The sequence below is a fragment of the Sulfobacillus thermosulfidooxidans genome, from assembly GCF_001280565.1.
GTDB lineage: Bacteria > Bacillota > Sulfobacillia > Sulfobacillales > Sulfobacillaceae > Sulfobacillus > Sulfobacillus thermosulfidooxidans_A.
Genome location: NZ_LGRO01000001.1, coordinates 798,571 through 819,457, shown reverse-complemented (window position 1 = coordinate 819,457; position 20,887 = coordinate 798,571). Strand labels below are relative to the sequence as shown.

Here is a 20,887-nt window from a genome sequence, read left to right as displayed (position 1 = left end):
AATGAGTTTATCCGTTGAGGTGAATATGATGATAGTCTATTCCATCCGGTGAAATTCCTTACGCAGGCGTTTAATGATGCGCTTTTCTAAACGAGAAATATAGGATTGGCTAATACCTAATGAATCAGCCACTTCTTTTTGGGTCCGTTCCACACCATCAACCAGTCCAAAACGCAATTCCATAATGCGTCGTTCGCGGGCATTGAGTTTGCTTAAAGCTTTTTTAAGCATGGTGCGGTCCACTTCATCTTCTAACCGCTTGTAAATAATATCATTTTCTGTACCCAACACATCAGACAGCAGCAATTCATTACCATCCCAATCGACATTGAGCGGTTCATCAAAAGACACTTCGGAACGAGTACGCGAATTTCGCCGTAGATACATCAAGATTTCATTCTCGATGCATTTTGACGCGTAGGTAGCGAGTTTGATTTTTTTGTCCACATTAAAGGTATTCACCGCTTTGATGAGTCCGATTGCCCCAATAGAGACTAAATCCTCAATCCCAATACCCGTGTTCTCAAACTTGCGGGCAATATAGACGACAAGTCGTAAATTGCGTTCAATTAACACGGAGCGCACGCTATCTTCGCCGCTGCCCAATAAAGAGAGAAGATTGGCTTCTTCATCCCCGGTAAGGGGCGGGGGCAGTGCTTCACTGGAGCCAACATAATGAATCTCGGTGGCGGATTGGTCCCAGCCGAGAATCGCGGATAAAAATTGCCGAATCCGATGAATCCACGTCGCGCCATGCGGCGATTGCCATTCTGCAATCATGCACCCACCCCTTCTTGATTTAATGTCACAATGCAATCGGGAGAAACAAGAGCGAAATAAGAACGGTCGGCAGACACGTTGACATTCGTCAGAGCTAACGTAACCGGGACTAAAGGAAACCATCTTCCCTGAAATCGCCCTTGCGCACGATCCAGAGCAACGACAGGCAAAATGCCTTGGCCCCCGATGGATTGATACCGAACAGTGCCTAACCGTCCTCGCCAGTCTTCCGGAACCGGGTCATGCTTTCCCGCCAAAAACGATGAGACCCATGCCAACACATTCTCCGGCAACCATTCGATGGCTTGGTTGACTTCCAGGACAATGACTGGTCGGCGCAAGACCGGATCACGCATCCGATTCCCGGAATCCCACAAGCACCGGACCGTGAGCATCTTTTCTGCGAGGACGAGACGCACCTCACCATGTTGAGATTCACCTAGATACTGCCGAATCCGCTGATGCGGAACAAAGCGACCAATAAGCCACAGAACAACGGGAACCGTCAGTCCAACGAGTAGCCACGAGGGAAGCCAATTGTGAGGAATCCAGGTTAAAACCACTAGGGCAATACCACCTGCGAGAATCGTCATCGCTATAAAAATGACATAAGCCTTAATCCACAAACGCCACGGCAATTTTTCCACGGCCACGATAACAACCAAAGCAGGCCATATCATCATCATTTCCCAGGGTACGGCATAGAGATTTTGTGTCAGCAAAACCCACAAGGTCGGCAAGGTTCCCACCACGGAACCTAACACCAAACGCCAAAGGCGGATTCGTCGATCAAGCAGCACAATGGTCACGCGTAACAGCGACCAGTCCATAATGTAGCTCATCGCGAGTGTGCCTACTGCATTAATCATAGGCTCATCCCCTTTTGGCGTATTGATTAACCCTACTCGATGCATATGCGTAACATATCTGAGGTATGTCTGACGTGAAGTATTTTAAGGACAACAGATTGCAAAGACTGTCAGTTTGCCGAAGTGCTCATGAAAACTTGACGACAAAAAAGGGCCGTCCTTGCATCGGACGGCCCTGATGTTCTATAAGACTCAAGACGATACTAATTTCTTCGGCGCAAAAATGCGGGAATATCCAAATCATCATTATTCGCAAAAGGTTTAATCTCTACTTCTTCGCGTTCGCGAATTTCTTGCTCAGGCCGACTTAGAATTCGGTCTCCGGAAAATCCTGTAGCAATGACGGTGACGCGCACCTCGTCTTTCAAAGTTTCGTCAATTACCGCTCCAAAAATAATGTTAGCTTCCGGATCAGCAGCCTGAATCACAATTTCTGCTGCTTCATTGACTTCAAATAATGCGAGGTCATTACCACCGGTAATATTGAGTAAGACCCCTCTTGCCCCGTCAATGCTCGTTTCCAGTAATGGGCTAGATATGGCCGCCTTAGCCGCTGCGGCCGCACGATTTTCGCCTTGGCTTACACCCACACCCATTAATGCCGAACCCATTTCAGACATAATCGTTTTCACGTCCGCAAAATCGAGGTTGATGAGTCCCGGTACGGCAATTAAATCGGAAATTCCCTGAACACCTTGTCGCAAAACATCGTCGGCAATCCGAAATGCTTCCATAATCGAGGTGCGTTTTTCAACAACTTGTAGTAAACGGTCATTGGGAATGGTAATGAGGGTGTCCACTTTGGCCTTTAAGGTTGCGGCACCTTTTTCGGCAAATGTTTGTCGGCGCCGTCCTTCAAAGGTAAAGGGTTTGGTCACGACTCCAACGGCCAGCGCCCCCACTTCTTTTGCAACCTCCGCCACTACCGGGGCAGCCCCAGTGCCAGTCCCACCCCCCATTCCTGCAGTAATGAAAACCATGTCAGCGCCTTTTAAGGCATCGGCTATTTGTTCACGACTTTCTTCAGCAGCTTTCGCTCCAATATCGGGATTGGCTCCCGCTCCCAATCCTTTGGTTAATTTGGTCCCCACTTGCAACCGGGTGGGCGCCATGGACAATGCTAAAGCTTGAGCATCCGTGTTAATCGCGATGAATTCAACACCTTTTAATCCTGCTTGGATCATCCGGTTGACAGCATTGGTACCACCCCCGCCAACGCCAACCACCTTTATGACGGCAAAATTCTCAGCCGATTGATCAAATTCCAGCATGCAAAATCCTCCCCATCTCCGAATCCGCTAAGTTTATCCCCACAAATTTACCCAAAATTGCATAAGACGGCGCCACAAGGTTTCCGGTTCCGGTGCCACCCCGTCACGCATCATGGCCTTCGCAACCCCAACCACTGTTGCGTAACCGGGGCTCTTGGAAAGATCTGATAATCCACCTAATCCGTATGGACTGCCAATACGAACGGGCCAGCCCCACCGTGTTGCTAAATGCGAATCTAATCCTTTGAGAAGTGCTCCGCCACCAGTCATGATAACACCCGCTGCAGGTCCCTTTGTCCATTCAATTTTTTGAAGTTGCTTTTCAACATAATCTGTCCATTCATCGATTCGAGCCGCAACAATCTCTTGGAGCTCCTTAATTGGAATGAGTTTCACAGCTTGGCCACTTACCGCCCGTACTTCTAAAGTTCCTTCGCGCTCCGAGCCTACTGCTGCATGTTCCAATTTGAGTCGTTCGGCTTGGGTGGCCACCACGCCCAAGCCCACGGACAAATCTGATGTAATGGATTCACCGCCTAAAGGCACGACACCGAGATATTGCAAATGACCACCACGATAGACCGAAACACCGGTTGTTCCACCGCCCACATCGAGATGCACAACGCCCACTTGTTTTTCATCATCCGACAACACCGCATTAGCTGATGCTTCAGGAGCCGGAACAAAACTTAAGACGTTTAGTCCTGCCATGTTCACAACATGGCGCAAATTGCGGATTACCGTATTTAACCCCGAGACAACAAATACATCCGCTTCCATGGTGTGGGCTACCATACCAACAGGATCTACCACACCGCGAAATCCGTCAACGGCGATTCCTCGACGAATCACGCGAATGACTTCCCGGTCATTCCCCAGACTGACATGGGACGCCTTTGTCATAACATGTTGCAAATCTTCCTCACGAATCACCCCGGTCTTCAGCGCGATTTTGCCCTGTCCCGGTGTCAAAGCCAAATGTTCTCCATTAATGGCAACTGCAGCCTGCGTCAATTCGGTTCCCGCCATACTATTGGCCCGATTTGCCGCATCCCGGATGGCGAGAGCAACCCGTTCGACCTCAAAAACTAATCCCCGACGCATCCCCACAACAGGCGTAGCTGCGATTCCTAGAACCGCTAATTCTCCATCCGTTTTAGCCTCCGCAACCAATGCGGACACTTTGGTGGTTCCAACGTCGAGAGCAAGCATTAGTTGGCGTTTAGGCACATCACACCTCCGGCTGACTTTATCGACAATACTCCCCTCTACCTTTTCTCGCTGCTAAGCCAATATTCCTGCATTCAATGAACAGAATGATAGAATTTTGTCTGGTCTACCCACTTGCTGGAAAAATCGCGCCATACTAGTCCATTACGGCCCAAAACACCATTGACAGGCATATGCGGCTATCTGGCGACAATGTCTGCGCCTAAAGAACGCAGACGATAATCCAGATTTTCGTATCCACGTTCTATCACTTCGCGTCCACGAATCACCGTTTCCCCTTCTGCAATTAAAGCCGCATTGACCAACGCGGCCCCTGCTCGGAGATCAGGGGCCGTAACCACGGTCCCATGTAATGGATGACCGCCATAAATGAGAGCTACCCGCTGATCTGCGACAATTTGCGCTCCAAGCCTTCGTAATTCGATCGTATGGCCTAAACGATTTTCGAACACGCGTTCGGTGATTAAATGAACCCCTGGAACTTGCAAGAGAAAGCTCATAAATTGGGGCTGCAAATCCGTCGCAAATCCGGGATAAGGTGCCGTAGCAATGGACACTGGGCAGGGCTTAAAAACGCCTTCACTGACAACACGGACTGTTTCCGCATCCAGCTCCTCAATTATGACACCCAGTTCTTTCAGTCGTGTCCACAACCCGGGTAAATGATCAACCATGCAGTTTTGCACCACAATATCTCCGCCCGTAGCGGCCACAGCTAAAATAAATGTCGCCGCCTCAATCCGGTCTCCAATAATGGTGTGTTCGGTTGTACCCAGGTGAGGATTCCCGGTAACCCGGATATCTGGGGTACCGGCTCCGCGAACAGTTGCTCCCAATTTTTCGAGAAATTGCGCCAAATCCACAATCTCGGGTTCCATAGCGGCATTACGAATCCGCGTTTCGCCCTCTGCCATTGCAGCAGCCATCAGAACATTTTCTGTGGCTCCCACACTGGGAAATGGAAAATGTACTTCATTTCCACGAAGCCGCTCAGCGCGCAAGACAGTACGGCCGTCTTCATCGCAAATTCGGGCCCCCAATTGTCCTAAGGCGTATAAATGCAAATCAATGGGACGTTGTCCAATGGCACAGCCCCCGGGTTGTGTAGCTTCTGCTGCCCCTAGACGTGCTAATAACGGTCCCAATAAAAAAATTGAAGCGCGCATTTCTTGCATTAATTCCGCCGGAACCACATAGTTATTAATAGTTCTTGGGTCCACAAAGATATCGGAACCCTGTCGTTCCACTTCGGCTCCTAAGGCCTGAAGCACTTGGCTCATAACACGAATATCGCGCAAGTCCGGCACATCATGCAATAAAACGGGACGACTAGCAAGAACCGTTGCTGCCATGATCGGCAAGGCAGCGTTTTTGGCGCCGTTTACTCGCACGGTCCCTGTAAGCCGCCGCCTTCCCCGTACCACAAATTCTCCCATGTTCCCTCGGTTCCTCCCTCTCCGGGCCCGATCCAGCGCACTTCGGGCCGCAACACAATATGATAGCGCTGGAACACATGACAGCGAATCCGTCGCATCAGCGTTAAGACATCCCGAGCTTTGGCCTTGCCCCGATTGACAATAAAGTTCGCATGCACTGGAGATACCACTGCATCCCCTACATGCCAACCTTTAGCGCCAATGCTCTCAATCAACCGACCAGCATAATCGGGATGAGGATTTTTAAACACACTACCAGCGTTGGCATCTCCGACAGGCTGGGTTCGTTTTCGGTAATCCATAAAATGACGCATGTTGTCTAAAATGGCATGCATATCGCCAGGCTTAAGCGTCATGCTCGCTTCCAAAGCAATCCAATGACGCACCATAAATTGACTCCGGCGGTACTCAAATCCCGCGTCTGTGGCACTTAATGTCTTGATGCCATATCCCGGTTCCCACACCCGTATTTGCTCCACAATGTTACGCATTTCGGATCCGTGAGCTCCGGCATTCATCACCAAAGCACCACCCAAAGTTCCAGGAATACTCACCGCAAACTCTAGTCCCTGAAGCGCCGCTTGATGCGCTTTATGGGCCAATTTGGTTAGTAAGACTCCTGCCCCGGCCACGATGCGTTCCGGTTCAACCACGATGTGGCGTAACGCTCTTGAGGTCGAAATGACGACAGCATCTAATCCAAGGTCCGACACTATTACATTGGTTCCTTGACCTAATACAAAAAAAGGAATTTGATGCTGGTCAACCCAGTTCAATAGCTGAATCAAATGCTCTTGCGAATTCGGTTGAACATAAACGGATGCTGGGCCGCCAATGCGAAAGGAGGTGTGCCGAGATAATGGTTCATTTTCTAGTACCGGACCAATATCCCAGTGACGCAATTCACTAATAATCTCTGACGCGTTCAATGCACACCCCTCCTGCTAATGTTCGTAGGCTTCGAGAATCGTCCGTGCGATCTTTTCAGACGCCAATGGGTCATAAATCGCCAAAGCAGCCGACGCCATTTTACCACGTCGATCCCTATCTTTGAGGATGGCAATTAGTTCCGTTTCGCCACGTTTCAGCAAATCCGGCTCAGGTATCAAAATCCCGGCTTGACGGTTCGCAATCACTTGCGCGTTTTTTGTTTGATGATCTTCACTGACATGCGGGGACGGTACCAAAATCGACGGAAGCCCAAACGCTATGCAGTCGGCTATCGTCATTGCCCCTGCCCGTCCCAAAAAAACATCGCTAATGCGATAAAACTTTTGAATCTCATAAAAGTATTCGAAGACCCGAACTTGTTTTGGGTTCCAACTTGGGATTTGCTTCAATTGCTCCATGATTCCCGTATAATACCGACGACCGGTTGCCCATAATAAAACCCATTCGGGATGGTCCTCGAAACGTGGCAAAAATTGCAACCAAAAACGGTTGATAGCCTCGGCACCTTGACTACCACCCGTAGCCAAGATCACTACCTGGTCAGCAGCAATATCCATCTCTTGGCGTAGAGCCGCACGATCTTGTTCGACGGTGATGACCACAGGGTTGGGAATCACAGCAAAAGAGGTGCCGGCCCGAAAATATTTTTTGGCTTCTTCAAAAGGCACAATCACCCGTTTAGCCCGAGGACCCAATGTCCGGTTGGTAAACCCGGGCCACACATTTTGCTCCTGCAGGACCAAGGGCACCCCCAGCAACACCGCAGCTAATCCCACCGGTCCTGAAACATATCCTCCCGTGCCGACCACTACATCAGGCTTAAACCGTCGAATATGCCCCATCGCTTCAAACAATCCTCGTAGAGCCGCCCACATTCCCCGCATCTTCCCATTTAACCCTTTGACGAGCAGTCCTTTGGCATGAATGGTGGCAAAAGGAATATTCTGGCGGGGAACAAGATCGTGTTCTAGGCCGTGATTGGTTCCAATGTAAAGAACATCTAAGGTCCCCACCAAATCCCTGACCGACTTAACAATGGCTATCGCCGGATAAATATGTCCGCCACTACCCCCTCCTGCAATTATCAAACGCATGAACAAAATCGCTCCTTCACCGGTATCTCGGCCAAAAGATGAGACCACTTTCAGATTATGCTTTCCCTTACATTGCGTGCTTACTAATATTTAGAAGAACTCCGACTCCAGCCATACTCAGAACAAGAGAGGACCCGCCATAACTAATAAAGGGTAAGGTAATACCGGTAACAGGAAGAGTTGCTGTCACTACACCCATATTTATTGCGGCTTGGATCGCAATCATCGTCGTCAAACCGGTTGCCACCAGACTTGAAAACATGTCAGGAGCTCTCATGGCAATTCGGTAACCTCTCCAAGCAACCAAAAGGAATAATAAGACCACGGTAATCGTTCCCATGAGTCCCAGTTCCTCACCCAATATGGCGAAAATAAAATCGGTAAAAGCTTCGGGCAAATAACCCAGTGCCTGGCGAGAATAGCCTAATCCGACTCCTAAAACGCCTCCGGAACCGAGTGCTAACAGGGCTTGAATGGTGTGAAAACCCTCGCCTAATGGATGCTTCCACGGGTCAAGAAACGCCAATAAGCGTTGGCGCCGGTAGGGTTCAGCAATCATCGCCCAGGCCAGAACAGGAATTGCAGCACCTGCTAATTCAAATAAGTGCCGTTTCTTAACGCCGCTGACGAACAACATCACGAAAAATGTGCCAGCAATAGCTACCGTGGTGCCCAAGTCCGGTTCTGCTAGCACTAACACAAACACAATCGACGCTAATAAAATATGGGGCATTACGCCTCTCCAAAAATCACCCAATTGCTCCCGGTGCAAGCTAAATAACCGAGCAAACAAAAATACCATGGTTAACTTGGCTAATTCCGAAGGCTGAATCTGCAGTGATCCTACCCCGAGCCACCGACGAGCCCCATTTATGTCGATACCTACGTGAGGAATTAGCACCGCGATTAATAGCAGCACAGATAGAACAAATCCTGGAAAGATTAATTTGGTATAGCGCCAATAATCTATCCGGCTCGTAACGATCATGGCCAGAATACCGATAACTGCCCACATCAATTGATGTTCCACATAGTAATAAGGATTTCCAAATTGCTTAAATGATGTCGAGGCGCTCGCAGAAAAGACGACTACCGTTCCCAAAGCCAACAGGGCGGAAACAGCGGCCAACAACAGATAATCGATGCGTCGTCTTTCTGTATTCATCATGATTCCCCCTTCATCCGCCTTCACCGAGGACGTTACATCCACCACCATGCCAACCAAGCCCCTATGGCGGCAATTAGCCAAAACACCGCCACAACACGTTCTTCCGGCCATCCCCCCAATTCAAAATGGTGGTGCAATGGACTCATGCGAAAAACGCGTTTGCCAGTTAGCCGGAAGCTTAAGACCTGAATAATCACGGAGAGTGTTTCGAGGACAAACAATAAGCCTATGATCGGTAAAATCAGGGTTGTTCGCGAGACAATAGCAGACCCCGCCAATGCAGCCCCAAGAGCTAATGATCCCGTGTCTCCCATGAATACACGGGCTGGATGGATATTGTAGCGCAAAAAGCCAATAAGAGACCCAATAAGAGCGGTTGACACCACGGCTAGAGCCATTTGATGGTGGACAACACCCCAAAACGCAAAGAACGCCATCGTCAAGGTGACAGCCCCGGCTGCTAGTCCATCGAGACCGTCCGTGAGATTAACCGCATTACCACTCCCTAAAATGGCCAGAACGGACAATGGCCCAAAGATCCAAGGCAGTGCCACAGTCCCCCAATGAAACGGTAACACATAGGGGCCATCCGCATGGAAACGTTGTGCCGCTAACCACGTAAAAGCTACCGCAAAGAGTATTTGAAACAGCAACTTTTCGCGCGCTTTAAGTCCCAACGGTCGTTTAAATACCACTTTCAACAAATCATCGGCTAAACCAATCATGCCGTAGGACCAAATTAACGTCACTAATGCCCATGCTTCGAGATTATTGTCGGCAAATAACAAGACAGCCAACGGTAAAGGTAAAAGAAATAATAACCCCCCCATGGTCGGGGTTCCCTGTTTTTTTAGATGCGATTGGGGACCGACATCTCGAACCATCTGGCCAAATTTGAGCCGATGCAAAACTGGAATGACAATGGGTCCGAGTCCAAAGGCGACAACAAATCCAAGGAGACCAGCATAAACGACGTTCAAGATGGCCCCCCCCAATCTTTCAGCCTTTGGTACAGTTCATCAAAATTCATACCATGCGAGGCTTTCAGCAAAACAACGTCGCCCGCGCGCAGATGATTTTCAAGCCATCCATAAGCTTCATCCAAATTAGCGACCCATATTGCGATTCCCGGTTTTTCTACATTAGCAGCTTTCGCGATAATTTGCGCTCTAGGTCCGACAGCGAGAATTATATCGGCGCGGCGGCTTGCTGCAGTTCCCACTTGCCAATGTCCGGATTCTTCTTGCGTCCCCAACTCCAACATATCGCCCAGGACGGCAATGCGTCGACCCATAGCCTTATTTGCTGCTAAGACCTGAAGACTCATAGTCATTGATAGCGGACTGGCATTATAATAATCAGCCAAAATCATTAGGGAGCCTAGGGACTTCCGCTGCAATCGGCTCGTTCCCGGATCAACCTGTTCAAGGCCGCTCCGAATTTCGTCAGGATGGAGTCCTAATGCCGTGCCTACCAAAAATGCAGCCGCAACATTGGATCCATGTTGTTCCCCTAACCAGGGAATACGAATTGTCATGACATCGCCTTGATATTTCAATGTGACTTCCGTCGCCGTATCCAGCATGTGAACATGGTCAATGAGAACATCCCCCGATTTGTGGCCAAACCACAAAACCGGATGACCGGATAGATGTTCCCCTAACTCACGCACCAATGGATCATCCGCATTAAGCACTGCTGTACCTTGGGGTTTCAGACCCTGCAGAATTTCTCCTTTGGCCCGCTGAATGTTTTTGATACTCCCTAAGGACTCTAAATGGTTTGGACCAATATTTGTAATCACCGCGACATCGGGCGGTGTGATAGTTGTTAAATGCGCGATTTCTCCTAACGCCCTCATACCCATTTCGGCGACGAAGTGGGTCATCGAATGGGGACTGCGCAGAAAGGACAGAGGAATACCAATCGCCGTATTATAGTTTTGCTGGGATTTCCCTACCACAAAACGCGATTGCAACGTTGCCGCAATAAGTTCTTTGGCACTAGTTTTCCCCACACTGCCGGTTATTCCCACAACCGTTATATGCCGGGCATCCACGAGACTCCGCGTCAGTGTCCCCATTGCCATGAGAGGAGATTCGACCACAAGACTAGGACCTGTGATGGGTCCAAAAGTCTTTTCCACCATGGCAATGCCGCCTTTTTCCCAAACCTCCGGGACAAATTGATGTCCATGAGTTCGACTCCCGGGAAGCGCCACGAATAAGGATCCCGGTCGAACTTCTTGACTATGAATGGTAACATCCTTTAACACATCGTCTAATTCGACTCCCAAGGCTCTAGCGGAACAGAAATCGACGATATCCTGAACTTTCACGACCATCATGATTTTTTGAGCTCCCGTAAGGCCTGGCGTGCAACTTCGCGATCGTCAAAATGAATCGTACCGTCACGATAAATTTGATAAGTTTCATGCCCCTTGCCCAAAATAAAAACCACGTCGCCCGGTTGCGCTTTTTGTAACGCCAAGCGAATTGCCCGCTCCCGGTCTAGTTCAATTTCAAATGGTGTACCTGTTGGCGCCAATCCTTCCCGAATCTGCGCGATAATATCCATCGGGTCCTCTGACCGCGGATTGTCTGCCGTTAACATCACCCAATCCGCCAAACGCCCAGCAGCCTCACCCATGAGAGCTCGCTTCCCCCGGTCACGATCCCCTCCTGCTCCAAATACCACACGCACGGCTCCTACAGTAAATTCTCTCGCCGTCTTGAGAACATTTTCCACCCCGTCAGGAGTATGAGCATAATCCACAATAACCGTAAAGGGTTGCCCTTCGTCTATCCGTTCGAATCGTCCTGGAACTCCTGGGTAGCGTGCCAAGGCCTCAGCCATTTGCCTGGGTGACAGGCCATAAATATAACCAACACTCATTGCGGCTAAGGCATTTAACACATTAAAAGTGCCTGTCATATCAAATTCAACGGCTTGTTTCTCGCCTCCTGGGAACGTAGCCAAAAACTGTACACCACGACTTCCTACTGTAACCATGCTGCCGCGTACATCCGCTCCTTCACTCAGTCCATAGGTAATGACTGGTACAGAGCACATATTAATCAAACGCCGTCCGTACTCATCATCAATGTTAATAATCGCCGCTCGTGGTCCAGTCTTCTTGGTCTGCCCTAACCGTTTGAACAAGATCGCCTTAGCTTGAAAATAGGATTCTAAATCTTTATGAAAATCCAAATGATCTTGGGTTAAATTGGTAAACACTCCAATATCATACTGAACTTCATCCACTCGCGATAACACCAGCGCATGTGAAGAAACCTCCATAACTGCCGCTCGCATTCCGCGGTCAACCATATGACGCAAAATGCTTTGCAAATCTGGTGATTCTGGCGTTGTTCGCGTCACTTTATATGTGTCTTGACCCATTAAGGTATATAATGTACCGGTCAACCCGGTGGGAATGTCATTTGCCTCGAGTAAAGCGCGGATAATATGCGTCGTGGTGGTTTTACCATTGGTGCCCGTGACACCGATCATCGCCAAACGACTCGATGGGCTCCCGTAAAACCTGTCGGCTACCAAAGCCATTGCCTGACGGGCGTTAGGCACAACGACCCCGGCCTTGCCGCTCGGAATCGCATCTGCTCGCTCAACCAAAAATGCCACGGCCCCGCGGTTTGCAGCTTCTTGACAAAATAAATGACCGTCTGTCCGAAATCCTGGAATCGCACAAAACAAATTGCCCGCTTCTACATGCCGTGAATCATAGGCGATTCCTGTCAATTCAATATTGGTGTCGCCGACACTGGTTGCACCGGGAATCGCTGCGATAAGATCCTTAAAAGTCATCCTCGAGGCCTCCTACTTTCCTACCTTTAACCGTAACCGTCCTGGCTGTCCGACTCGTCTTATCTCCCCGTACGCGACATTATCCGGTCCAGACCTGAATGGTCGTTCCAGCTCGTACTTGTGTTCCTGGTTTGATCGATTGCCTGTGAACATGGCCTTGCTCCTTGCCCTGCGTCGAGACATTCACCCCAAGTTCCCACGCCAATTGAGTCGCTTGGCTTATCGTCAGTCCAGTGAACCGGGGAACCGTAACCCACTCTAAATAGATACGGGGAGACCGACCCAATCTCAGTTGTAGAACTGTTCCTGCCGGTCGATACCCGCCATATTCAATGGATTGGTCAACTACTACATCACCTTGCCCTACAAATTGTACCGGAAAACCAAACGCTGCGGCATCTTGTTGGGCCGTTTCCGGATCCAAATTTACCAAACTCGGTACCATAGCTGGTTCCCCTGGTTTTGGCGGTTTGATGGGTTCAGTGGCGGGAATCTTTAAATATCTAAAAATATTACGGACCAAATTTCCAAAAATAGGCGCAGCCACTTGTCCTCCATAAAAAGCTCCCACGGGTTCATCGACATTCACAATCACAGCCACTTCCGGATGGGGAACAGGACCAAAACCAATAAATGATGCAATATAAATCCCTTTTTCTGTGCGGCCGTTCACAACTTTTTGTGCAGTACCGGTTTTACCCGCAATCCGGTATCCGGGCACTTGGGCCAATTTTCCTGTGCCTTCTGATACCACGCCGACCATCATTTGTTGCACTGTACGTGCCACGTCAACGGAAACCACACGCCTAACCACTTCTTCATCAAAACTTTTGACAATATCGCCACGTTGGTTAATAATGCGTTTTGCAACATGGGGTGTCAAGAGGACACCATCATTGGCTAATGCGGCTATAGCGGTTAAGAGCCCAATAGGTGTCACGGTAAGTGTTTGGCCGAAAGCCATGATGGCTAAATCTAATGCCGTGACTCTCTTCATTGCTGGGAAAATGCCGAGAGCTTCTCCAGGTAGGTCAATATGAGTCCGCGAGCGTAATCCAAAGCGGTCAAGATACTCATAAAATTTTTGAACGCCTAAGCCTAATCCCAGGTCCATAAAACCCACATTACACGAATTCTTCACCACATCAGCCAATGTTTCACCGCCGTGTCCCTGGGGCCTCCAGCAGTTGACTCGGCGTCCCAAGACATTCTTAAAACCCGGACAGAAATAATGAGAGTGGACTGTGGCTGTTCCCTCTTGCAATGCCGCTGCGAGCGTGACGGGTTTGAAAATAGAGCCAGGAGGAATCGCATCCGAAACAGATAATACGCGGTATTGTTTAGGATTATAATCCCGAAAGTGATTCGGATCGATTGATGGTCGTTGCGCGATGGCTAGAATTCCTCCTGTCCGCGGGTGCATGACGACGATACTGACAGATTTGCCTTGGGTATGAATCATCGCCTGTTCACAAGCCCGCTCGGCCATCCATTGAATATTCTCATCTAAACTGAGTTCAACAGTATCTCCTTGCACCGAAGGAATTACCCGGGTCTGAGCAAACTTTACGGTTTGTCCGGTCACGTCAAATTCTTCTTGCAGGCTGCCTGGCTTTCCCGTCAAGTACTTGTCATAGGTTAGTTCAATACCCGACAGTCCTTGATTGTCAATTCCCGTAAAGCCTAAGACAGGACCCGCCAATGCTCCTTGAGGGTAATATCGGGCCGTTTCCGTCAATAGATAGATACCCGGTAATGCACTCAACTGGCTGCGCAGGGTTGCTAATTCTTGGGGAGATAACCGTCTTTTAATCCATACAAAACCTTGCCGGCGTTGCAATCGTTTTTGGACCGTCTTTTGCGGTATCGCCAATAATGTGGAAAGTAAGATAACCTCCTCCGTTCGGTGTTTTCGGGTCTGAATCGGGATCGCGTAAACCGAATAAGCATGATGACTGCCCGCTAATAGACGCCCATGGCGGTCAACAATATTTCCGCGAAAAGGAGCCAAAGGAACACCGCGAAAATGGATCCCATCGGCCAATGCCTTCAAATGAGCCGATTCCACGCCCTGAATATCACTCAGCCTTCCCAGCAAAACGAAATCGTACAGTCCTACCAATACCATGACAATAAAGGTACGCCGTTTAATCACTAATGTCGGCCGATTAGTCATACTATGAGCCTCCTCGCCTGGAACTCAGGCTTGGTTACTCACCATGTGTATGTCCAAATCGTCCTGAGCAGAACCCGTTACGGCTTGACGAACGGTTTGGATCCATTATCTGGTCCTGCATAAGGTTTAATCTTCCAATATTTAAATAGGTAAGAAGCAATATGCTGCCAGACTGGGGCTGAAACCTGATCGCCATAGAACAGTTTGCCAATGGGTCGATTGATCATCACAAGCATGATAAACCGAGGATGGGGAACTGGACCAAATCCCATATAAGACGACACAAACAAGTTGCTAGAGGTTTTCCCATCAACAATCTTCTGAGCCGTCCCGGTTTTCCCACCGATCACATACCCGGGAACTTGTGCAGGAACCCCGGTTCCTTGAGTCGCTTCCAAAACCATCATGTGCTCTATCTCTTTCGCCACTTTGGGCGTATCAGGTCGTGATTCCACCTGCGGTTTGACCGTCTTAATGACCTGTCCCGTGGGCGATAGGATAGCCTTAAGAATATGAGGCTGCATCATGACCCCATGGTTGGGAATGGCAGAATCTGCAGTGATCATCTGCATGGGCGTCACCGCCATACCTTGACCAAATCCAATGGTTGCTAAATCCACCGCATTGACTTGATTTTTGGGAATCCAAATCCCACTGGAATCCCCCGGCAATCCCACATTGCTGGGGTGGTCCAATCCAAATTCCTTAATATAGTGGTACATCCCGTCGACGCCGACTTTCAAGGCGACATCCATAAACACTTGGTCCGACGAGACCTCTAAGCCTCGTGTTAGTGTGATCCAACCCCATCCCACCGGATTCCAGTCGTTAATGCGCACGCCATCTACAATTTTATAACCACGCGTATCGAACATACTATTCGGAGTAAAGAGACCCAATCCTAAGCCCGCCGAAGCCGTGACCGGTTTGAAAATGGAGCCGGGAGGAACGGGATCCTGCACAGCATAATCTGTCATCTCTAACGGAGTCGCAGAATAATAGTTATTAGGATTAAAGTTCGGCCAGTTGGCTAAGGCAATAACGGAACCGGTATGAGGATTAAGGATAATGACGGTTCCATTCAACGCATGGGCTCGTTTTACGCCCCACTTTAGCCATTTTTGAGCGACCGCCTCAATATTCGCATCAATGGTTAATTGCACTGTATCGCCCGGCTTAGGTGCCTTATACGCCTCTTGCCATTGCGGCAGGGGATTGCCGCTCGCATCCGTCCGTACAATCCAATACCCGGGTTTTCCTGATAAGATCTTATTATCTTCATACTCAATACCAGCTAGCCCCTGACCATTGGCTCCCACCATCCCGATAACTTGCGAAGCCAACGTGCCATTAGGATATTCTTGGCCGCTCGAGGGAATGACACTAATTCCGGTTAAATTGAGTTGCTGAATTTTCGTGGCTAAACTTTGTGGTACCGAACGATCCAACAGAGCATACCAAGAATTATTACTCAACACTTTTTTCAACAACGACTGGGAAAACGGCAAATATTTAGCCAAAATGGCCGCTTCTTGACCCGGATGGGTGACATATTTGGGAGCGGCGACAATCTGATAGGTCGGCACATCCATCGCTAAAATTGTTCCGTTACGATCAATAATTTTGCCCCGCGGCGCCGGCAAAATGATCTTATGAACATGGATGTTCCGCGCATAAGCCTGCAGACTGGAAGCGTCAGCAATTTGAATGATGACCAACCGAATGATCAGCACTAGCATGAACACGGCTGTGAAGATTAAGGTCCATAAAGCACGCCACTGCACTGATCGTCGTGTTTTCATGATTTAACGATGGCTCCCCGAAGCTGGTTAATCCATTGATCGACCAACTGAATCCATGAGACATGACTTGAATGACGTTTGAAAGTGGACATCTCTACCACAGGTTGCTTGGGTTCAACCATGGTCACTTTCAGTTTTGATGCATCAGCGGCTAATGCTTTTGGAGAGCTTAAGGTTGTGACATCGAGTGTCAGCATCTGTTGTTGACGTTTTAATTGGGTATACTGATTCTGTAATTGGTCGACTTGGTAGCCCATGACCATGACATGAATCGCTAATACTGATGCAACCATAGCTGCTGCCCACAACGATCCAATCCACAAAATAGTGTGAAGCCATGGCTTTAGTTTCCGCCGGGGTTTGACGACTTCCTTATAGCGAAGCCTTTTTTCCCAGGTTCGTGCTAAATTGCCTTCGTTCAAGCCATTATAGGGTTCGCGGTCGATCATTGAACGTATTCCTCCTTGCGTTTTGTCGATTTTTTAAGGTTCATAGCCAATTACCGCATACTGTGTCGACACCAAAGCCATAAAGCACCCGTTTCGCTAATTGTTTCATTAAAATCAAAGGCGTTCGAAAGCCCGTAATTTTGCTGACCGGGAACGCGGATTGTCTTGAATTTCATCGTCAGAAGGAGTCAAAGGATGTTTGGTTAAAACTTGACCCTTTTGCTCTTGAGCCCATCGACGAAATGCATGCTTCACAATGCGATCTTCTAAAGAATGGAAGGAAATCACCACAATGCGTCCATGGGGAGCCAATAAACGCTGCGCCCCTTCAAGTCCCTCATTCAAAGCCCCCAACTCGTCATTTACCCATATCCGTAATGCCTGAAAAGTTCGTCGGGCGGGATGTCCTCCCGTTCTCCGCGCAGATGCAGGAATTGCCGCTTTAATTAATTCCACCAGCTGCCCGGTTGTGCGAATAGGTTCCTTTTCTCTGGCCTTCACAATAAAATCTGCGATACGTTGAGCCCATCGCTCTTCCCCCCAGTCACGCAGAGCCTGAGCAATTTCTTCTTTAGAACGCATATTAACTAAGCGAAAAGCCGTCACTGGGTTTGAAGGATCCATTCGCATATCTAATGCGGTGTCGTATTGATAAGTAAATCCCCGATCTGGATCGTCAAATTGTGGCGATGATACACCCAGATCAAAAAGCATTCCAGCAATATGCCCGTGGAGCTCAGGAGTGATTACAGTAGGCAAGTCGCGAAAATTGGCATGTACCCAACTGACCCGGTCTAGAAAGGGCGTTAACCTTTCCTTTGCTGCTTCCAAGGCGACTGGATCTTGATCGACGGCTATGAGACGTACATGGGGAAACCGTGACAACAATTGAAAGCTGTGGCCTCCAGCTCCCACTGTGGCATCAATATAAATACCCTTCTCATCGTGCGCCCAATATTCCATGGCTTCTTTACTTAACACCGACACGTGTGAAAATGTCATGCCAACACCCCGATCAAAATCCAAAATCCACCATCTTTTCCGCGACTTCTTCGTAACTTGTTTGGGCAGACTGTTGATAAGCCGTCCATCGTTCGGTCGCCCACATTTCAACGCGTGTACTTACTCCGACCAATGTAACCTCCCGGTCAATTCCAGCATGTTCCCGTAAGCGCGGAGGAATCGTTACCCGGTATTGCTTATCCATTTCAACGTCTTGCGCTCCAGCAAGGAACAGTCGGGCAAATGCTCGTGCATTAGCATTTGTCATGGGTAACGCTTTCAAACGTTCTTCTAATTTGCGCCATTCATCCATCGGATAAATGAATAAACACCCATCAAGACCTTTGGTAATCACGAAGTGGCCATTTAAATCGTCGCGGAGTTTTGCGGGAATCGTGATCCGACCTTTATCATCTAATGTGTGCTCATATTCACCCATCAACACGGTCAGATCCCCCCTTTTCCTCCACAACCCTCCACTTCGTTCCACTTTTCAATTCGCCATGGAATCCTTCATTCCTGCTTTTTCCTGAAAAGAATTTCATGCCAAAAACTGGTTCGGTACGACCATGAAGAGAGCAAGATATTGAAGATGCCGTCAAATATCTTCGAAACAGTAGGAAGATTCCTCATAGGTTAGACTCTTTATGACGGAATTTGCCAAAGGAATTCTTTGCATTGACAACACGCACGAGGCTCGATATAATATGCCATGCGTCGGGGGCGTAGCTCAGTTGGGAGAGCGCTAGAATCGCACTCTAGAGGTCAGGGGTTCGACTCCCCTCGTCTCCACCAAAATCACATTTTATATTCTTTTTAGTCCGTAACCGAAAAAGGTTTACGGATTTTTTATAATTGCTAGACGTGACGGTTTATTATTCGAACAATATTCCCTGACTTGAAGACCTCTCTTTTCTTTAATTGGCATCCCTGCCGGTAAGTGATGCCTCAATCCGGATTTACCTGAAAAATCTTATGTTGTCACAGTCCCATTCCGCTAACCGGGCTATCACACATTTCTGCCATTCAGTGCCCTTCTCCCATACATCCATCAAGATATAGTGGTCATGCATGAAGTGTAGCTAGAAACTCATACTAGAACGGATTAATTAAAGAAAGAGGGGGACAACACTTGAAGGTAAGCGAAATTATGACGAAAAAGGTTTTCACCGTTTCTCCATCCGACTCTATCCAAAAGGCTGCTGAACTGATGAAAAAGGTCGATTGTGGCAGTCTTCCGGTTTTAGAAAATGACAAGGTGGCAGCAGTGGTCACTGACCGCGATATTACGATTCGCGCTGTAGCCGAAGGAAAGGGTCCCGATACGCCTGTCAAGTCGGTAATGTTTTCCAAGGTCGTGACCATATCACCTGATGCGGATGCCAAGGAAGCAGCCAATATGATGGCGGACCACCAAATTCGCCGGTTGCCCGTTGTCGAAAATGGCAAGTTAGTCGGCATTTTAGCTATTGCTGATTTAGCTCGAGTCAATATTTTTGTGACAGAATCGGGTCAAGCATTAAGTGAAATTTCTGAACCCAGCCACCAGTCCAACGCTATTCACTAAACGCATTGTGTCGAGAGCCGTCAGTAAGGGCTCTCGTTCTTTTTGCGATGCATCATTTTAAAGACTGCCAAGGCCAGAATCCAGTTCGGGCAATTAATTTGTTCTCCTCATCATAGATAACGATTCCCATAAGAGCCCGGCCATTGATGACATTGTTTTGCGGGGACCACACCAGTTGGGTTCCATGTTCAGTATCGATGCGCTTCATCGCTTCACTTGTTACGTTATTCTTAATTTCCGCAGCGAAAAACTGGATGTCTGAAGTGATGACAAAGGTCGCCAAACGAATGGTCCACTCTGGGCGCGCACTTAGTTCCAACAAGACATGCATTTGCTCCCCGTCAAACCACCATGTACTACCTATAAGCCCAAAATCTTTGTGGATTAATTTCGGCAAGGTCACTGACTTAGGTCGCGGCAATACCACCCGCGTCCCCCAGGGAAGCGGCAAAACTTTTCCGAGAACTTCATTGCGACGGGCAAATGCCTGTAAAAAGGGTTTAATGAGTTCCACTTGGCTGTCGTAGGAGAGCAAAGCTTGGCGTTTGTTCTGAATTTCTTGTTCCGCATAATCGTCTTGAGGATACCATGTGATAAAAGGGTGAGCTTTCAATGCTTGTGGCATTTCCATACCCAATTCGGGATGATACCCCAAAGGCAACGGCCAACCTGTCCAGTGGATCAAGTATCCCCATTGCTGGGCAGATTGAGCCCATGATAGATTCTTTGCCTGGCACTGAAATAATGCTAACGTGGCAAAAGCGGATGTAGCCCAATGATCGGGATGTTGATCAACAAGAATTGGACTGACAATCCAATGCGGCTGGAACCTCTCTAGTTCATCAATAAGTAACTGCAAAAGATGATTACCCGTATAGGGTGTGTGATATGAGGGCAAATGAATATAAGGAACCGAGGCTTGCTGTGTTGTTTGGCTCTCAAAAGGTAATGAATCGCCATAATGTAAAAGTAAATGGTCAAGTCCCCCATCAGGAAACCCCAAGCAAGCCACGTGTTCAGGGCTAAGTCCCAGATGTGCCATGGCTCGTTGACTTTCGAGTTGCCGCTCATAGCCTAGATGAAGATATTCTTCGGGCGTCACATGCAACGATAAGTAGTAACGTTCCGCATCTTGGACAAACCCATCACCAGCCGTCATCAATATAACACGAACATCATTACCGGCTTGAACGGCGCGGTGAATAACGCCTCCCGCTCCTAATGCCTCGTCGTCTGGGTGAGGAGCTATCACTAAAATCTTGGCCAT

18 protein-coding genes and 1 tRNA gene are annotated in these 20,887 nt (G+C 48.6%); 2 read left to right on the top strand and 17 right to left on the bottom strand.

Going from position 1 to position 20,887, the window contains the following annotated elements; genetic code table 11:
* Positions 1-36 precede the first annotated feature (36 nt).
* From sigE to mraZ, 16 genes are all read right to left on the bottom strand, one after another.
* On the bottom strand, positions 37-780 hold the full coding sequence (gene sigE, locus AOA63_RS04360) for an RNA polymerase sporulation sigma factor SigE (RefSeq protein WP_139061496.1): 744 nt from the start codon (positions 778-780) through the stop codon (positions 37-39).
* Positions 777-1,649 carry a sigma-E processing peptidase SpoIIGA gene (locus tag AOA63_RS04355; RefSeq protein ID WP_053958561.1) on the bottom strand — a complete coding sequence of 291 codons (873 nt, stop codon included), beginning with the start codon at positions 1,647-1,649 and terminating at the stop codon, positions 777-779. The genes sigE and AOA63_RS04355 overlap by 4 nt, the downstream gene beginning before the upstream one ends.
* Before the next feature lie 203 nt (positions 1,650-1,852).
* Entirely contained in the window at positions 1,853-2,920 is a 1,068-nt protein-coding gene (ftsZ, locus tag AOA63_RS04350) for a cell division protein FtsZ (protein ID WP_053958560.1), read from the bottom strand.
* Positions 2,921-2,953: 33 nt separating this feature from the next.
* Complete coding sequence (gene ftsA / locus AOA63_RS04345; RefSeq protein WP_053958559.1) at positions 2,954-4,150, bottom strand: cell division protein FtsA; 1,197 nt, start codon at positions 4,148-4,150, stop codon at positions 2,954-2,956.
* 179 nt (positions 4,151-4,329) lie between these two features.
* Positions 4,330-5,586: a UDP-N-acetylglucosamine 1-carboxyvinyltransferase gene (gene murA / locus AOA63_RS04340; protein WP_053958558.1), complete on the bottom strand. Its 1,257-nt coding sequence runs from the start codon at positions 5,584-5,586 to the stop codon at positions 4,330-4,332.
* Positions 5,532-6,515 carry a UDP-N-acetylmuramate dehydrogenase gene (gene murB / locus AOA63_RS04335; RefSeq protein WP_053958557.1) on the bottom strand — a complete coding sequence of 328 codons (984 nt, stop codon included), beginning with the start codon at positions 6,513-6,515 and terminating at the stop codon, positions 5,532-5,534. The genes murA and murB overlap by 55 nt, the downstream gene beginning before the upstream one ends.
* A 15-nt stretch (positions 6,516-6,530) precedes the next feature.
* Positions 6,531-7,631: an undecaprenyldiphospho-muramoylpentapeptide beta-N-acetylglucosaminyltransferase gene (murG, locus tag AOA63_RS04330; RefSeq protein ID WP_053958556.1), complete on the bottom strand. Its 1,101-nt coding sequence runs from the start codon at positions 7,629-7,631 to the stop codon at positions 6,531-6,533.
* 67 nt (positions 7,632-7,698) lie between these two features.
* Positions 7,699-8,796, bottom strand: a complete 1,098-nt coding sequence (gene ftsW / locus AOA63_RS04325) for a putative lipid II flippase FtsW (RefSeq protein ID WP_139061645.1) — start codon at positions 8,794-8,796, stop codon at positions 7,699-7,701.
* 35 nt (positions 8,797-8,831) lie between these two features.
* Positions 8,832-9,779: a phospho-N-acetylmuramoyl-pentapeptide-transferase gene (gene mraY / locus AOA63_RS04320; protein ID WP_053958555.1), complete on the bottom strand. Its 948-nt coding sequence runs from the start codon at positions 9,777-9,779 to the stop codon at positions 8,832-8,834.
* Positions 9,776-11,146: a UDP-N-acetylmuramoyl-tripeptide--D-alanyl-D-alanine ligase gene (locus tag AOA63_RS04315; protein ID WP_053958554.1), complete on the bottom strand. Its 1,371-nt coding sequence runs from the start codon at positions 11,144-11,146 to the stop codon at positions 9,776-9,778. Before AOA63_RS04315 ends, mraY begins: the two co-directional genes overlap by 4 nt.
* Positions 11,143-12,624, bottom strand: coding sequence for a UDP-N-acetylmuramoyl-L-alanyl-D-glutamate--2,6-diaminopimelate ligase (locus tag AOA63_RS04310; protein WP_053958553.1), 1,482 nt, complete (start codon positions 12,622-12,624; stop codon positions 11,143-11,145). The genes AOA63_RS04315 and AOA63_RS04310 overlap by 4 nt, the downstream gene beginning before the upstream one ends.
* A gap of 79 nt (positions 12,625-12,703) precedes the next feature.
* The gene (locus tag AOA63_RS04305) at positions 12,704-14,800 is read right to left on the bottom strand and encodes a penicillin-binding transpeptidase domain-containing protein (RefSeq protein WP_053958552.1); all 2,097 of its coding nucleotides are present in this window, start codon (positions 14,798-14,800) and stop codon (positions 12,704-12,706) included.
* A 77-nt stretch (positions 14,801-14,877) separates the two neighbouring features.
* Positions 14,878-16,602, bottom strand: coding sequence for a peptidoglycan D,D-transpeptidase FtsI family protein (locus AOA63_RS04300; RefSeq protein ID WP_053958551.1), 1,725 nt, complete (start codon positions 16,600-16,602; stop codon positions 14,878-14,880).
* Positions 16,599-17,051 (bottom strand): hypothetical protein, encoded by a 453-nt coding sequence (locus AOA63_RS04295; RefSeq protein WP_053958550.1) that lies wholly within the window; start codon positions 17,049-17,051, stop codon positions 16,599-16,601. The genes AOA63_RS04300 and AOA63_RS04295 overlap by 4 nt, the downstream gene beginning before the upstream one ends.
* Before the next feature lie 114 nt (positions 17,052-17,165).
* Positions 17,166-18,053: a 16S rRNA (cytosine(1402)-N(4))-methyltransferase RsmH gene (rsmH, locus tag AOA63_RS04290; protein WP_053960607.1), complete on the bottom strand. Its 888-nt coding sequence runs from the start codon at positions 18,051-18,053 to the stop codon at positions 17,166-17,168.
* 13 nt (positions 18,054-18,066) lie between these two features.
* Positions 18,067-18,498 (bottom strand): division/cell wall cluster transcriptional repressor MraZ, encoded by a 432-nt coding sequence (gene mraZ / locus AOA63_RS04285; protein ID WP_053958549.1) that lies wholly within the window; start codon positions 18,496-18,498, stop codon positions 18,067-18,069.
* A gap of 274 nt (positions 18,499-18,772) precedes the next feature.
* On the opposite strand from mraZ, the gene AOA63_RS04280 reads away from it, so the two are divergent.
* Positions 18,773-18,848, top strand: a tRNA-Ala gene (locus tag AOA63_RS04280).
* A gap of 337 nt (positions 18,849-19,185) precedes the next feature.
* Positions 19,186-19,620: a CBS domain-containing protein gene (locus AOA63_RS04275; RefSeq protein ID WP_053958548.1), complete on the top strand. Its 435-nt coding sequence runs from the start codon at positions 19,186-19,188 to the stop codon at positions 19,618-19,620.
* Positions 19,621-19,672: 52 nt separating this feature from the next.
* Here AOA63_RS04275 and AOA63_RS04270 read toward each other — a convergent pair whose 3' ends face one another.
* Positions 19,673-20,887 carry a PIG-L deacetylase family protein gene (locus AOA63_RS04270; protein ID WP_053958547.1) on the bottom strand — a complete coding sequence of 405 codons (1,215 nt, stop codon included), beginning with the start codon at positions 20,885-20,887 and terminating at the stop codon, positions 19,673-19,675.